Genomic DNA, 16,009 nt, shown 5'->3' with positions numbered 1-16,009 from the left:
CTATGCAACTATTAGGGCTAAGCCCTGATGCAGCCTATTTTCTAGTCATATAAAATATTTTTCATGCAGGAAGCATATATAGTAGCTGGATTCAGGACTGCCGTTACCAAGGCAAAGCGTGGTGGGTTCAGGTTCGTAAGGCCCGATGATCTGGCGGTGGATGTGATAAAAGGCCTTTTGGCAACTATACCACATCTGGATCCCCAGCGGGTCGATGATTTAATAGTTGGCAATGCGGTTCCGGAAGCTGAGCAGGGCTTGCAGATAGGAAGGATGATATCGGTTAGGGCACTTGGTATCGAGGTTCCTGGAATGACCGTTAATCGCTATTGCGCCAGTGGTCTTGAAACAATTGCCATTGCTACCGCCAAAATCCGGACTGGTCAGGCAGAGTGTATAGTGGCAGGTGGTACAGAAAGTATGAGTCTTGTTCCAACCGCAGGATGGAAGACTGTTCCGGCTTACAGTGTTGCCAGTGAAACGCCTGATTACTATCTAAGTATGGGATTAACCGCAGAGGCTGTCGCAAAGGAATATGGCATCAGCCGCGAGGCGCAGGATGAATTCTCCTACCAGAGCCATCAAAAAGCCATTCGTGCTATACAGGAAGGTAATTTTAAACCAGGTATTTTACCTGTGAAAGTGGAACAAGTTTATCTTGATGGTAAAGGCAAGAAGCAAAAAACAGATTTTATAGTAGATACCGATGAAGGTCCACGTGCCGATACCAGCATAGATGCCCTGGCTAAACTTAAGCCTGCTTTTGCAGCCGGTGGTGTTGTAACGGCTGGTAATTCATCGCAGACGAGTGACGGGGCTGCTTTCGTTGTAGTGATGAGTGAGCGGATGGTTACTGAACTTGGCCTGAAACCTATCGCTCGTTTGGTGGCTTGCACAAGCGCTGGAGTTCATCCTCGCATAATGGGCATTGGTCCGGTAGCTGCCATCCCTAAGGTATTAAAGCAAGCGGGTTTGAATTTGTCGCAGGTAGATCTTGTAGAATTAAATGAAGCCTTTGCTTCGCAGGCATTAGCAGTGATACGCGAAGCCGGTCTTGATCCATCTATTGTTAATATAAACGGTGGAGCTATTGCTCTTGGCCATCCATTAGGTTGTACCGGCGCCAAACTGACCATCCAGATAACCCATGATATGAAAAGGTTAAACAAAAAATATGGCATGGTTACGGCGTGTGTAGGAGGAGGGCAGGGGATTGCAGGTATTATTGAAAACCTTTGAAAATTTTCAGACATAGCAGGCCGGGTTAATCCCGGCTTTTTTTATGATGATCGGATCATATTAAAATATAGTTTCTTTGTATCCTATGACCAGGGTATTCATTACAGACGATCATGAAATGTATCTGGAAGGCCTCTCGCTATTATTGCAAAAGCAACCCTCCGTGGAAGTTACCGGCATCAGTAGTTCAGGATCAGGTTTGCTGGATAAGCTTAATAACCTGACAGCGGAAGATATCCTCCTGCTTGATGTTAATCTTCCAGATACAGATGAAGAAGAATTGATAAAAAAGATACGGGAGATAAGGCCTAAACAAAAGGTAATATATCTCACACTTATGCGGGGCACTCGCTATGTACACAAGTTACTCAAATATAACGTTCAGGGATATGTGCTGAAGAATGCATCCGTGGAAGAGCTCGTTACAGCAATTAAAACAGTGGCTGAAGGGGGAACATGGTTTAGCAGGGAAATTGACGTGATGAGCGATGACGATTTCAGAAATACCCTGACCATTGAAGATAAAAAAGTTGATGAGATACTTTCCAGGCGCGAAATTGAAGTGTTAAAGCTGGTGTGCAAGGAATACAGCAATGCCGAGATAGCACAACGGTTATTCCTTAGCGTTAGCACAGTAGAAACACACCGTAAAAACCTTATTGCGAAATTAGGAGTTCATAATACGGTAGGCCTGGTAAAATTTGCCCTAAGGAACAACCTGATCGATTGAGAAATATTTTACTGATATCGGTTTTGTTATGCTTTTTTAACCGGGCATTTTCGCAAATCGCAGATACTAATACAATCAAGCGATTGTATGATAAATCGCTCGGCATTTCAGAAGACAGAGTGGATTCAATACTGGCAAATGCCGCGTTCATTGAAGAGCAATCGGAAAAGTTGCAATATAGTAAGGGACAAATACTTGCAAAACGATTGAGGGGCCTGGCCAGCGAGTATTCAGGTAATTATCAGGAAGCAATCAATCACTATCTTGTAACCCTCGACCTGGCGCGTGTGGAGAAAAGCCGGGAGTATGAGATCGCTGCCCTGAGTGATATCGCCATTGTTTATTCTGAAATCAAGCAACCGCAAAAAGCACGTGAGGTTTACCTGCAATGCCTGAAAATTGCCCTTGAACAGGGAGAAATTAATACAACAATATCCAGTTATACAAATATCGGAGCAATTTATAACCAGCTGGATCAGCCAGATAGTGCATTATTTTTTCTTAATAATGCACTGGAATTAAGTAACCGGTATAATCTCAAACAAACACTCCCTGTGATTTATAATAATACGGGCAATGTTTATTTCCGTAAAAAGAACTTTACCCGTGCGATAGAATACTTTCGTCTGAATAAACAGATTCATGATTCCACCGGTAATAAATCTGATCTCTGGTATGATAACCTGAATATTGCTGATTGCCATCTGGAAGCCGGAATATATGATTCGGCAACCCATTATTTAGATATAGCTCTCGATATTTCCCGGCAACTTAAGAGCCGTCAAAAGGAAGCAGACAGTTATTCACTTTATACCAAACTTTATGAAAAATTGGGGCGGTATAAACAGGCCTATACTTTCCAGAAAAAGTGGTATACGCTGGATACTGCTTTGGTGAATGAAACTTCAAGTAAGACGATCGCAGAAATGCAGGAACGCTTCAATGCCCGTGACAGGGAAAAACAAAATAAATTACTTGTATCGGAAGTAGACCGGGAGAAATTAAAAAATAAAAACCTTAGCCTTCTGGTTCTGGCGGCATTCATTATTGCGCTACTGGTGGGTATCTCTTTATTGGTCTATAGAAGGGCTAATTTAAGATTGCAGGAAGTAAATATCCAGATACAGAAACAAAAAGAAAAAATGGCAATACTCAATAAGGAAAAGAACACCCTTATCGGTATAGTCTCTCACGATCTCGGTGCACCATTGGCAAGCATTGGTATGTGGAGTAACCTGCTTGCTAAAGAAGATAATCTGACAACTGACCAACAAAAAGCATTGGAAAGAATTCGCGCATCGGCCCAGGATGGTGAGAAACTTATTCGTAATATCCTGGAGGTGGAGAGGGAAGGTTCTAAAAGAGAGAGAATTGAGTTGGAGGAGACAGATATTGCATCCTATCTGAACTGGATAGTTGGTGAATTCCGGGGTATGGCGGATGCTAAAGGGATAAAGTTGGAATTTCCTGAGACTGTTTCGGGAGTATTCCTGCTAACAGACCAGGCAATATTTCGCAGGATTATTGAGAACCTGGTATCGAATGCCATAAAATATACTGAACCAGGGAAATCTGTTTATGTTAAGCTGGTAAATACAGATGGTCATGTGGAGCTGATAGTTGAAGATGAGGGAGTAGGGATTCCGGAATCGAAGCAAAATCTACTTTTCACCCCTTATGCAAATATTGGCAATCGAACTACTGATGGCGAGGCTTCCAGCGGGTTGGGACTATCAATAGTAAAGCGGTTGGTAAATGAACTGAACGGCACTATTCAATATCAATTGGCAAATCAGGGAGGGAGTGTTTTTAAAGTTCGGTTTGGAAAATAAAAGCATCGTGGTTGCAAAAATGTAAAATCCCCTTATATTTGCAACGCAGTTTCAAAATTATATTTATGCCAAGGCTAGTGATGTTTACTATTTCCATTTTCCTGCTTATAAGTTCTGTTAGATCACAACCGCGGAATTCAGTATCAGGCAAGGTAACTGACGCAATCAGCGGTCAACCCCTGGCCGGTGCATCTATTATTATTTCAGATCTGAGAACCGGCGTGGTAACCGATGAAAATGGCGCTTTTTCATTCAGGAATGTGGCTGCTGGCAGGCACCTCTTTGAGGTTTCATATGTTGGCTATGCTTCTTTTTCAGAGTATATTTTTATTTCACCAGGTACTGTAAGGGATTTTATGCTGAGTCCATCGGTGGTAGAAAACGATGAAGTAGTAGTTACAGGGATAAGTGCTGCAACGCAGGCAAGAAGGAATCCTGTGCCAGTAAATATTGTCAAAAAAGTTGATCTCAATCGAACAGTATCCACCAACCTGATTGATGCGCTGAGTAATAAACCCGGGATTTCACAGATCAGCACGGGACCGGCAGTTTCCAAACCAGTAATCCGTGGGTTGGGATATAACAGGGTTATTGTGCTCAATGATGGTACCAGGCAGGAGGGGCAACAGTGGGGTGATGAACACGGCATTGAGATTGACGAGTACAGTGTTCAAAAGGTTGAAATCTTAAAGGGCCCTGCTTCACTTATGTATGGAAGTGATGCCATGGCGGGAGTGATCAATATACTAACCAATGTTCCGGTTCAGGAAGGGGTGTTTAAGGGTTCAGTGACTTCCGCTTACCAAACAAACAACCGGCTACGCGGATTAAATATTAATCTGGGGTCAAATAAAAACGGATTCAGCTGGAATGCCTATGGATCATTAAAAGCTGCGGCGGATTATGAAAATAAGTATGATGGTAAGGTCTACAACTCCAAATTCAATGAAAAGAATTTTGGGGGGTACGTTGGGTATAATGGTAACTGGGGCTATAGCCATTTAATGATCAGCAAATTCAACCAGAAGCTCGGAATGGTAGAAGGGGAGCGGGATGAAAACGGAAATTTCCTGAAATTAATGCCAGGAGGAGTGGAGGCGGTTGCAGGACCATCGGACTTCAAAAGTACTGATCCGCAGGTGCCGATGCAGGAGATCAGCCATTTCAGAATCACCTCAGATAATAGCATTCAGGTGAGGCAGAACAGGCTTGCTTTAAAGCTGGGATATCAAAGAAACCAGCGTATGGAATTCGGCAATCCTGATGATCCCACCGATAAGGAATTATATTTTGATCTTAATACGCTAACCTATTCTTCCATCGTTCATGTTAAGCAGTTTAGTGGGTGGAATGCAAGTGTTGGAATAAATGGTATGTTCCAGGAGAATAAGAATAAAGGGGAAGAAGTTCTTATACCAGAATACAATACTATAGATGCTGGAGTATTTGCTTTTGTGCAGAAGAATCTGGATAAATTCAGCTTCAGCGGGGGGCTGCGATTTGATAACAGGAATACCAAATCGAAGGCTTACCAGGAAGGGAATGAATTAAAGTTTGAATCATTTACAAGGAGTTTTTCAAATGTTTCGGGTAGTGCCGGACTCAGTTATCTTCCAACATCTGCATTAACATTCAAATTCAATTTATCGCGCGGTTTCAGGGCTCCCAGCATTCCTGAACTCTCCTCGAATGGTAGTCATGAAGGTACCAATCGATATGAGTATGGAAATCGTAGCCTGGTTTCGGAAACAAGTTTACAAACAGATCTGGGTGCAGAGTTTAATTCTGAACATATATCCGTTTCTGCCAGTTTGTTTAATAATAGTATTAATAACTACATTTTTTATCGCAAGCTTGAAGCAGTGGGAGGTAGCGATTCGCTAGTGGATGGTAATATGGCTTTTAAGTTTGACCAGCGCAATGCATCATTAACCGGATTTGAGGCAGTAATAGATATACATCCCCACCCCCTGGACTGGTTACATTTTGAAAATACTATTTCCTTTGTAAGGGGCAGATTTCGTGATGGCATTGAAGGTAATCGCAATATTCCCTTTATGCCAGCAGCGCATTGGGTATCCGAAATACGAGCAGATTTTGAAGGTGAATCAAAATTCATCGGGAACCTGTCCCTTAAATTACAATTTGACAATACATTCCGTCAGACGGAAGTATTTACCGTTTACAACACTGAAACAGTTACCGAAGGCTATTCACTGTTGAATGCAGGGTTCAGCACATCCATACATTCAAAGAAAAAAAGCATCGCCAATATATATTTCAATGTTATGAACCTGACAGACAGAGCATACCAGCACCACTTGAACAGGTTAAAATATACTGCTGAAAATCCATTAACCGGACGTACTGGTGTATTCAATATGGGAAGAAATTTCAGTATCAAACTGGAAATACCTTTTTCAGGATCACTGTGATGCTAGCATCTCGGTTCCGATAGCCTTTCTTTCACCAATTTGCTGGCGCCACATGGCGTAGTAAAGTCCCTTGTCTGAAACCAGTTTATTGTGGGTTCCTGTTTCTACAATTTCTCCTCTTTCCAAAACATAAATTTGATCAGCATGCATGATAGTAGATAAACGGTGAGCAATCATCAGGGTGATCTGATTTCTTTGTGCTGATATATTTCGGATTGTACGCGTGATTTCTTCTTCAGTGATTGAATCAAGTGCTGAGGTGGCTTCATCAAAAATCAGCAGGTCAGGTTGGCGAAGAAGGGAGCGGGCGATACTAAGTCGTTGTTTTTCGCCACCACTAAGTTTTAGTCCTCCTTCTCCTATCATTGTATTAATACCATTTTCGGCTCTCAATAAAAGATTCTGGCAACTTGCTTTATCCAATGCATCCTGTACATCTTCATCGCTTGCGCCAGGTTTTACAAAAAGAATATTTTCTTTTATGGTACCGGCAAATAGCTGTGTATCCTGGGTCACGAAACCGATTTGTTTTCGCAACTCTTCAAAGTCAATTTCGTTTTCATTGATACCATTGTATTCAATAGATCCTCCCTCCGGGCGATACAGGCCTACCAATAATTTAACCAGTGTCGTTTTGCCAGCACCGGATGGACCTACAAAAGCAATTGTTTGCCCTTTGGCTACTTCAAAACTGATATCCTGTATGGCATGGTGTTGGGCAGTTTTATGTTTGAAGCTTACATTCCGGAATGCGAGCGTAGATATAGCATCGAGCGCTTTGGGATGTTCAGGGCGAGCTTCAGGTTTCTTTTGCATCAGGGTCTTAAAGTTATTAAGGGATGCTTCCGCCTCCCGGTAAGAAAGGATGATATTTCCAATTTCCTGTAAGGGACCAAAGACGAAAAAAGAAAAGATCTGCATGGTAACCAGCTCTTCGGGATTCATTTTTTCCCGATAAATCAACCACATCAGTAGAAAAAGGATCACCTGCCTCAAAGTATTAACAAATGTACCCTGAACAAAGCTCAGGCTCCTGACTCTTTTGACCTTGGTAAGTTCAAGCCCCAGAATCTTATACGTATTGCGGTTAAGGCGCGCTACTTCCTGTGTAGTTAAGCCAAGGCTCTTAATGAGTTCAATATTCCTGAGCGATTCAGTAGTAGTACCTGCCAGAGAGGTTGTTTGGGAAACGATATTTTTCTGGATAGTTTTTATTTTCCGGCTTAGAATATTTGTCAGGAATGTAAGCAACAAAATACCACTGAAATAAACAAGAGGCAATGACCAGTGAATTGTAAAAGAATAGGCTGCAACAAATAAGACCCCTATGATCACACCAAACAAAATATTTATAAAATTGGAAATGAACTTTTCCGTATCGGTTTCCACCTTCTGAAGAATGCTTAAGGTTTCGCCGCTGCGCTGATCTTCAAATTCATGAAAAGGCAGTTTCATTGCATGCTGGAGACCATCAGTGAATACTTTGGCGCCAAATTTCTGGGTAATAACATTAAAGAAATAATCCTGGAATGCTTTGGCAATTCGACTGATCATGGCTACCGAAATTGACAACAGTAAAAGCCATCCTACTGCCTTTCCAAATTCGGGCCATGTGTAATTTTTATAATCAAAAGCGATCTTGGTCATCTTCCCAAATATGATCGGATCAATTAGAGAGAAACCTGTATTGATGCCCGCAAGTAAAAGGGTAAGCAATACAAGCCATTTATATGGTTTGAGGTATTGAAGCAGTATTTTCATAAATGTGGTGGCTAAAACTAAAATTAGATAAAACCTGGCAATGTCAACTTTAGCAGTATCGAAGCTATCCTAACGCAATGAGAGCGGTTTTGTTTAACGACCCCATGTTTCTCTGTCAAGGCTCCTGTATTGTATGGCTTCTGCAAGATGTTCGGGATAGATTTTTTCTTTTCCTTCCAGGTCTGCAATAGTCCTGCTTACCTTGAGAATCCTTTCATATGCCCTGGCAGATAGGCTAAGTGTTTCCATAGCTTTTTTGACTAGTTGAAGGCTTAAATTATCAAGTTCGCAAACCTCTTTTAAATGCTGGTTTGTCATTTGCGCATTGCAATAAATTCCATTAAACGAAGAAAACCTTTTTGCCTGTAGTTGCCGGGCCGCTATCACCCTCTGCCTGACAGTTCCCGAGCTCTCCTGTTGTTTTGCAGTTTGTAGATCGCCGAAGGCAACCGGCGTAACTTCCACATGCAGGTCGATCCTGTCCATCAATGGTCCGGATATTTTATTAAGGTATTTAAGTACTGCACCGGGAGGGCAGCAACAAGATTTAAGGGGATGATTAAAATATCCACAAGGGCAAGGGTTCATGGAAGCAATCAGCATAAAACTTGCTGGAAATTCAAGCGACATTCGCGCGCGGGAGATGGTTAAGCGCCTCTCTTCCATAGGTTGTCGCATCACCTCCAGTACCGTTCTGTTGAATTCGGGAAGTTCATCCAGAAATAAAACACCATTATGTGCGAGTGAAATTTCTCCTGGTTGCGGCATACTGCCACCACCTGCCATGGCCATATGAGAAATGGTATGGTGAGGGTTTCTGAAAGGTCGCTTACTCACGAGAGAAGAATGGTCAGGTAATTTTCCGGCTACGCTATGGACCCTTGTAGTTTCAAGAGCTTCCTCGAGGGAAAGTGGGGGGAGAATTGAAGGGAGTCTTTTAGCAAGCATGGTTTTTCCTGAACCTGGAGGGCCAATAAGGATTGCATTATGTCCGCCGGCAGCTGCAATCTCGAGGGCTCTTTTAATATGTTCCTGTCCTTTTACATCCTGGAAATCGGGAACATTCTCCTGCTGTGCATTCAAAAAAACATCAAGTGTGCTGAGGTGAACGGGCGTGGATTCGGAAGGCTTTTCCAATAAACGTACAACCTCATTCAAATGATTGACGCCAAATACATCAAGCCCGTTCACAACAGCTGCCTCATTAGCATTACTTTCGGGAAGAACCAAGCCCCGGAATGATTCACGGAGAGTGGTTAGGGCAATGGGTAATGCACCCCGGATAGGCTGAATTGATCCGGTAAGTCCCAGTTCCCCCATGAGTACATAATGATTAAGTGATTCAATATTAACCAACTGGTCGGTGGCTGCCAGAATACCAATAGCAATAGGCAGGTCAAATGCTGATCCCGATTTTCGGATATCAGCCGGTGCCAGGCTGATGATCACTTTGGTTCGGGGCATGAAGTATCCATTGGATTTAATGGCGCTTTCCACACGAAGCATGCTCTCCCTCACTGCATTATCAGGAAGGCCAACCATGAAGGTGTTGGTTCCTAATGTAACATTCACTTCAATTGAAATAGTTATTGCTTCTATGCCATAAACCGCACTGCCAAAAGTCTTCACTAACATGATGGAAATTTACAGTCAGCCATTGAACTGTAAAACGGTGCTTTCACGGAATATTGTCGAGCATTTCCACAACCTTTTCCCGTTTAAGTATTAAATATCCCAACCTGTCGTTGCTAATCCCATCACGCAGCTGGTAGCTGAAATAAAGTAGGTCATCCAGGACCTCAGTCTCAAAAAATCGGAAGAGAATATTTGGATATTGTTTTAGTTCTTCCCCGATCTCATACAAGTGGGTAGATAGAATGAAGAGTGAATTGGGGATTCTTATTAGTCCCCTAACTACTGTTAGAGAACATTTCATGGCATCCTGTACATTAGTGCCTTTAAAGAGTTCATCAATCAGCACTAGCCATTTTCTGCCATCATTTATTTTAATAATAGTGTTTTTGATTCTTTGTACTTCATTAAAGAAATAGCTTTCTCCTTTTATTATATTGTCCGTTACGTTGATATTGCTGAGAATTCCTTCAAACAATGAAAGCGACATTTTTTGTGCAGGTACGCCCATTCCAAGATGAGCAAGATAAACCGAGGCGCCCACTGATTTTATGAAGGTACTTTTCCCTGCCATGTTTGCTCCGGTGAGAAAAAGGAAATTGTGTTTAATATCAAGGGTAAGGTCATAGGAAACAGGCTGTGGTAACAATATATGATAAAGACCTTTTGCTTCTATATATGGCTGTTCGCTAAGATTTATTTCCGGAAAATGAAGATCCAGATGTTTCATAGCTGTTGCCATGCTATACCAGGCATCGATCCGGCTATAAATTTCGATAAGCTCTTCTGACTGGTTCTTAAAACGATACCGGAGGTAAGAACCAAAACGGATTGTTTCTCTTGAATCATATTTTTTACCCGGAGTAAGTTGGGATAGTTCCTGCAGGGTCTCATTTTTCAGCAAATAAGCAGCTCTGTCGAGCAATGCACGAAGTTTTGCAGGGCATTCAGGAGAATCCAGTAAGGCGGTAAGTTCCTGAAAACCTCGAATGAAATCAGCAAAGTGGCCAACACTGTAACGTACAATAGCGAAATCCGGACTATGGAATAGCTTATAGCTTATACCGTTGATAAGGCTATGGTCACCGGGAATAGTATCGATGGGAGACTCATAAAATTTACCCATCACCATGATAGTACCATTGCTGATACTCTGGGGCCAGATTTCTAGTTTCTGGCCAATGATGGTCAATATTTTTTGGGTTTCCATGATTTGATGAATATCATGGAAAGGTTCACGGAACATCCTACGAAGCCACTCCTTACCATCAAGTGTACGCGTAAAGTTCAACCGGTGGAAGATCGAGGACTCTTCATCCGGGTGGAATATGTTGAGGTCAAGTAAGGAAGTCTTGTCTATTTCCATAGATTTCTAAGATAGCAATTAGCGGTTAAACCTGAGTCGCATACCTTTAGAGGATTCATCAAACTTCCTGTTTCCATAAACAAGATGCCCGTTAACAAAAGTATTTGTTATGACTGAAGATAATGTCATGCCTTCCAATGGGCTCCATCCGCATTTGTAGAGGATATTTTCTTTATTTACGGTTTGGGTTTGGTTCCGGTCAACCAGAACAAGGTCGGCGTAATAACCTTCCCTTATAAATCCCCTGTCTCGGATATTGAAGCATTTTGCGGGGGCGTGACTCATTTTATTCACAACCTGTTCAATCGTGATCCGGCCTTCTGCAACATAGGATAGCATTAACTGTAATGAGTGCTGCACCAATGGCAAACCAGCATGAGCATGCAGGTAGTTTTCCTGTTTTTCAGACCATGTATGAGGGGCATGATCAGTAGCAATGATATCAAGGCGGCCATCCAGAAGGGCCTTCCATAAAGCAGACCGGTTATGGGGTGCTTTTATAGCCGGATTGCATTTGATGAGGTTTCCCAGTTGCGCATAATCATCACTGCTAAAATGGAGATGATGAACACAAACCTCTGCCGTTATTAGTTTGTCTTCAAGAGGAAGCATATTGGAGAATAGCTGTAGTTCCTTTTCAGTAGTTATGTGCAGTATATGTAATCGGGTATTAAATTTTTTGGCAATCTGCACAGCATAAAATGAGGATTCAAAGCAAGCCTCTTCACTTCTGATATGAGGGTGGTCAGATGCAGTAAGTTCCCTTCCATTATTCATGAAAGAATCGAGATTTCTTTTGATTATTCTTTCGTCTTCGCAGTGAGTAGCTATCAGCAATTCAGATTCGGAGAAGATCTTTTCGAGTGACAATGGGTTATCAACCAGCAAACCTCCGGTAGAAGAACCCATGAAAATCTTAACACCACAAACATCTTCTTTCTTTTCATTGGTTCGCAATACCTCTTCAATATTATCATTAGAGGTACCCATGAAAAAGGAATAGTTGGCCAGTGAATCTGATGCGCCAATACTATATTTCTGTTCTAGCAACTCCTGTGTGAAAACCGGGGGTTGGGTATTTGGCATTTCCATGAAACTTGTGATGCCTCCGGCTACAGCAGCTTTTGCCTCGGTGTAGATTGTTGCTTTGTGGGTTAGTCCCGGTTCACGAAAATGTACCTGGTCGTCGATTACGCCTGGTAGTAAGAATTGGTTCTCTCCATTGATCTCGGTGATGGCACCAGAACTGCTGAGTTGGGCTCCTATCTTCTCGATACGTCCGCCACTAATTAATACATCCCCCGAATAAACGACCCCCTCATTTACTATTTGCGTATTCTTAATAAGGTATTTTTGCATAATTTGTTGATTATCCTATTAAAACAAACTGACCAATGCAAGTTATAAAAAGACTGCTTTACACTGCCTGCTTAATGATGCCCTCAATGTTGATGGCCCAGTCGACCCTATTGCCGCAGGGTTACAAGCATCAACAATTGATGGATCGCCTTGAGATTCGTTTCCGTGATAGTGCCCTTAGCTTTCAGCATCTTAAACCTTTTGACAGGAGAGGGTGGGTTGCAGCCCTGGAAAGTGTTGATACCACCACCCTGGGCGCTGTGGATGCTTTCAATTTACAGAATGCCCTGATGAATAATCAGGAATGGGTGACAGGTTCTAAGGATGGATTTATAAGTAGGAGACCATGGTTTAATACATTCTATAAAACCAGGGCTGATTTTGCCCTGGTTGATGAAAAGGATTTTTTTCTGAGTATCAATCCTGTCATACAACAGCAGCAATCTAAAGAGTCTGATACAGATGAAAGAGTTTTTTTGAATAGTAAAGGGCTTCGAGGGCGGGGACTTATCGCCCGAAAAATTGGATTTGATTTTTACCTGACCGATAACCAGGAAAGGCCCCCCTATTTCGTACGTCAGTTTGAAGATAGTTTCCGCGCCGTTCCGGGTGCAGGTTTTTACAAGCCCTTCAAAACAAGTGCATACGATTATTTTGATGCCAGGGGTTCTGTTTTTTTTGGGGTCACAAAATATATTAACGTACAGTTTGGGTACGATAAGAATTTTATTGGTAACGGTTATCGTAGTATGTTTCTTAGTGACTTTGGGAATAATGCTCTTTTCCTGAAACTGAATACCCGGATCTGGAAGCTTAATTACCAGAATATCTTCATGGAGCTAACGCCTACAAGCCCCGCCCGCAGTGGAGATCAGTTGTTGGATAAGAAGTATGCAGCCATGCATCACCTCAGTTGGCAGGCAACCAAATGGTTAAATGTAGGTTTGTTTGAGTCGGTTATATTCGGGAGGGCAAACCGCTTCGACTTCACCTATCTGAATCCGATAATTTTCCTGCGTTCGATTGAGCAACAGAATGGAAGTCCGGATAATGCTAATATTGGTTTTGATTTCAAGGCCAATGTGGCAAAAAAAATCCAGTTCTATGGACAGGTGTTGTTTGACGAATTTAAACTAAGCGAGATTAAGGGTGGCAACGGCTGGTGGGCAAATAAATTCGGGCTTCAACTTGGTGGAAAGTATATTGATGTTTTGGGTGTCAAAAACCTTGATATACAAGGTGAGGTCAATATTGCCCGGCCTTTCACTTATACATTCCGTGATTCCGTTGCCAGTTACACGCATTATAATCAACCCCTTGCTCATCCAAAGGGAGCCAATTTTGTTGAATTTGTGGGAGTGGCCCGTTACCAGCCCTATCCGAGGTTGCATATGCAGGCGAAGCTCATTGCCTGGAAACAGGGTATAGATTCTGCAGGTATAAATTTCGGTAACAACCTCAATAGCCTATATATAACCAGGCCTCGCGATTATGGATGGTCTATTGGCGAGGGACGCAAATTTACCGGTGTGAATGCTTCGTTGTGGCTAGGGTATGAATTACTGGAAAACCTCTTCGTGGATGCATCCCTGATGTTAAGGAAGGCAGACGTTCCGGATGATGCCAGGTTGACTAGAAACAGCAGTATGTTCACGGTGGGTTTAAGGTTAAATATGTTCCGAAGGGAGTATGACTATTAATATAAATAGTATGTTGCAACCTTCCACGATACAATTGTTGCGCTTGCCGTTTTCATTTTTTCTTCTCCCAGTATCCCTGTTTGCCTTAAGCCAGCCACTGGAAACAAATTGGTGGAATGCGGGGTTGCTTCTTATTATTCTTCATTTACTTGTATTTCCTGCAAGTAATGGTTATAATAGTTATATGGATCGAGATGAAGGTCCGGTTGGCGGCATACAAAAACCTATGCAACCAACGCGCCAACTTCTCATTATCGTGTTTGCAATGGATACACTGGCATTGCTTCTCTCTTTATTTGTAAGTGGTTGGGTATTTGCCGCATTGTTAATCTATATTTTAGCATCACGAGCTTACAGCAGCAGGAATGTAAGGCTTAAGCGATATCCGATATTAGGATTTCTGGTTGTGATTTTATGCCAGGGAGCGCTGGTGTTCTGGATGGTTTATCATGGGTCACATGCGAATCAATCATTGAATGTTCCAATTACCGCATGTATAGCCTCCACCCTGCTCATGGGAGGGGCCTACCCACTCACCCAGGTTTACCAACATGATGCTGATGAACGTGATGGAATTTACACAATCAGCATGCTTACTGGAATAAAAGGAACTTTTATACTATCCGGTGTGTTATTTACTTTGGCTTTCCTGGTTCTGGGATTGCATTTTGCACTTCAGCTGGAGGCAGATCGTTTCCTTGTGTTGCTGGTTTGTTTCCTTCCAGTGCAGATTAACTTCTTTTCCTGGGCAAAAAAAGTATGGCGAAATCAGAACGAAGCCAACTATGAAAACCTGATGAAAATGAACCGGGTAGCTGCTCTTGGCGGCAATTTAGGTTTCTTAATTATCCTAATCTGGAAAATAATTGGCTAAAATCATCTCTATTGGAACAGCGGTACCTCAATACCGTCATCCTCAGGCAGACATTCTTAAATTCATGCAGCGCATTTATGCACTGGATGCATCAGAAGAAAGAAAGCTCAGATTTCTTTATGGACAAAGTGGGATAGAATCGCGCTACAGTATCATTCCTGATTATGGACGGCAACCGGGTGGGTGGGAGTTTTATAGTCCCGAAGAAGCACTGGAACCTTTTCCTTCCCTGGAATTGCGGATGAAGTGGTATCAAAAGTATGCACCTGAGCTGTCGATTGCTGCTATTGAAAATTGTTTATCTCAAACTGCCATTGAGAGTTCAGGTGTCACACATTTAATCACAGTAAGCTGTACAGGTATGAGTGCTCCGGGTCTTGATCTCCAGATTGCTGAATTGCTTGAACTGCCTTCATGGATTAACCGAACATCAATCAATTTTATGGGTTGTTATGCGGCATTGCAGGGCCTTCGCCAGGCTAACCTGATTTGTAATGCCGACTCTACAGCGAATGTCCTTTTAGTTTGTACAGAATTATGTACCCTTCATTTTCAAAAGCTTTCCACTCCCGATAATATTGCATCCGCCTTACTTTTTGGAGATGGAGCAGCAGCTGTTCTGATAAGTGGTGCCACAAACATGAAGGGAACAACAATACACGATTTTTATTCTGAATATATTCCCAAAGGCAAAGGTGATATGTGTTGGGAGCTTTCATCCACAGGCTTTCTTATGACACTTAGCGGTTATGTTCCCGATCTTATATCAACCGATATAGCACCTTTTATGCATCGTGCATTAGGTAAGTATGGAATTTCCCGGGAGGATGTTAATGCATGGTGTATTCATCCAGGTGGTAAGCGCATATTGCAGTCGGTTAGTAAAAGTCTTGGACTCCCAAATGAATCTCTTGATGCAGGTTACCAGGTATTACAATCATATGGAAATATGTCATCCCCCACAATACTTTTTGTACTTAAAGAAATGCTTGCAAAAGGGGTTACTGGAAATATTATTGGTACCGCATTTGGTCCGGGCATCACAATTGAAAGTTGCTTGCTGGAGGCGGGTGTATCGTGA

The 16,009-nt window shown here is 42.3% G+C and carries 11 protein-coding genes; 7 read left to right on the top strand and 4 right to left on the bottom strand.

All coding sequences use genetic code 11. The annotated features are described in order from the left end of the window. Positions 1-63: 63 nt before the first annotated feature. From V6M43_RS04005 to V6M43_RS03990, 4 genes are all read left to right on the top strand, one after another. Positions 64-1,239: a thiolase family protein gene (locus V6M43_RS04005; protein ID WP_332732747.1), complete on the top strand. Its 1,176-nt coding sequence runs from the start codon at positions 64-66 to the stop codon at positions 1,237-1,239. Positions 1,240-1,324: 85 nt separating this feature from the next. Beyond that, positions 1,325-1,969: a response regulator transcription factor gene (locus V6M43_RS04000; RefSeq protein WP_332732746.1), complete on the top strand. Its 645-nt coding sequence runs from the start codon at positions 1,325-1,327 to the stop codon at positions 1,967-1,969. Continuing rightward, positions 1,966-3,801 carry a tetratricopeptide repeat-containing sensor histidine kinase gene (locus V6M43_RS03995; protein WP_332732745.1) on the top strand — a complete coding sequence of 612 codons (1,836 nt, stop codon included), beginning with the start codon at positions 1,966-1,968 and terminating at the stop codon, positions 3,799-3,801. Before V6M43_RS04000 ends, V6M43_RS03995 begins: the two co-directional genes overlap by 4 nt. A 65-nt stretch (positions 3,802-3,866) precedes the next feature. Next, complete coding sequence (locus V6M43_RS03990) at positions 3,867-6,236, top strand: TonB-dependent receptor (protein ID WP_332732744.1); 2,370 nt, start codon at positions 3,867-3,869, stop codon at positions 6,234-6,236. Here the strand turns inward: V6M43_RS03990 and V6M43_RS03985 are convergent. From V6M43_RS03985 to V6M43_RS03970, 4 genes are all read right to left on the bottom strand, one after another. Then, complete coding sequence (locus tag V6M43_RS03985; protein ID WP_332732743.1) at positions 6,228-7,997, bottom strand: ABC transporter ATP-binding protein; 1,770 nt, start codon at positions 7,995-7,997, stop codon at positions 6,228-6,230. The two genes, V6M43_RS03990 and V6M43_RS03985, sit on opposite strands and share 9 nt — an antisense overlap. Positions 7,998-8,090: 93 nt before the next feature. Next, positions 8,091-9,632 (bottom strand): YifB family Mg chelatase-like AAA ATPase, encoded by a 1,542-nt coding sequence (locus V6M43_RS03980; RefSeq protein WP_332732742.1) that lies wholly within the window; start codon positions 9,630-9,632, stop codon positions 8,091-8,093. Between the two features lie 43 nt (positions 9,633-9,675). Further along, a complete protein-coding gene (locus V6M43_RS03975) occupies positions 9,676-10,995 on the bottom strand; it encodes a MutS-related protein (protein ID WP_332732741.1) in 1,320 nt (439 codons plus the stop codon). A gap of 18 nt (positions 10,996-11,013) precedes the next feature. Next, positions 11,014-12,354, bottom strand: coding sequence for a dihydroorotase (locus tag V6M43_RS03970; RefSeq protein WP_332732740.1), 1,341 nt, complete (start codon positions 12,352-12,354; stop codon positions 11,014-11,016). 35 nt (positions 12,355-12,389) lie between these two features. Between V6M43_RS03970 and V6M43_RS03965 the strand changes: the two genes are divergently transcribed. Genes V6M43_RS03965 through V6M43_RS03955 form a run of 3 tightly spaced genes read left to right on the top strand, consistent with a single transcriptional unit; the run spans position 12,390 to position 16,009 of the window. Further along, positions 12,390-14,054 (top strand): hypothetical protein, encoded by a 1,665-nt coding sequence (locus tag V6M43_RS03965; protein WP_332732739.1) that lies wholly within the window; start codon positions 12,390-12,392, stop codon positions 14,052-14,054. Beyond that, positions 14,044-14,928 (top strand): UbiA family prenyltransferase, encoded by an 885-nt coding sequence (locus V6M43_RS03960; protein WP_332732738.1) that lies wholly within the window; start codon positions 14,044-14,046, stop codon positions 14,926-14,928. The genes V6M43_RS03965 and V6M43_RS03960 overlap by 11 nt, the downstream gene beginning before the upstream one ends. Next, entirely contained in the window at positions 14,921-16,009 is a 1,089-nt protein-coding gene (locus tag V6M43_RS03955) for a type III polyketide synthase (RefSeq protein WP_332732737.1), read from the top strand. The genes V6M43_RS03960 and V6M43_RS03955 overlap by 8 nt, the downstream gene beginning before the upstream one ends.

It is taken from the genome of Flavihumibacter sp. (genome assembly GCF_036676075.1).
Taxonomy (GTDB): Bacteria; Bacteroidota; Bacteroidia; order Chitinophagales; family Chitinophagaceae; genus Flavihumibacter.
This window is presented reverse-complemented; position numbering and strand designations above follow the sequence as displayed.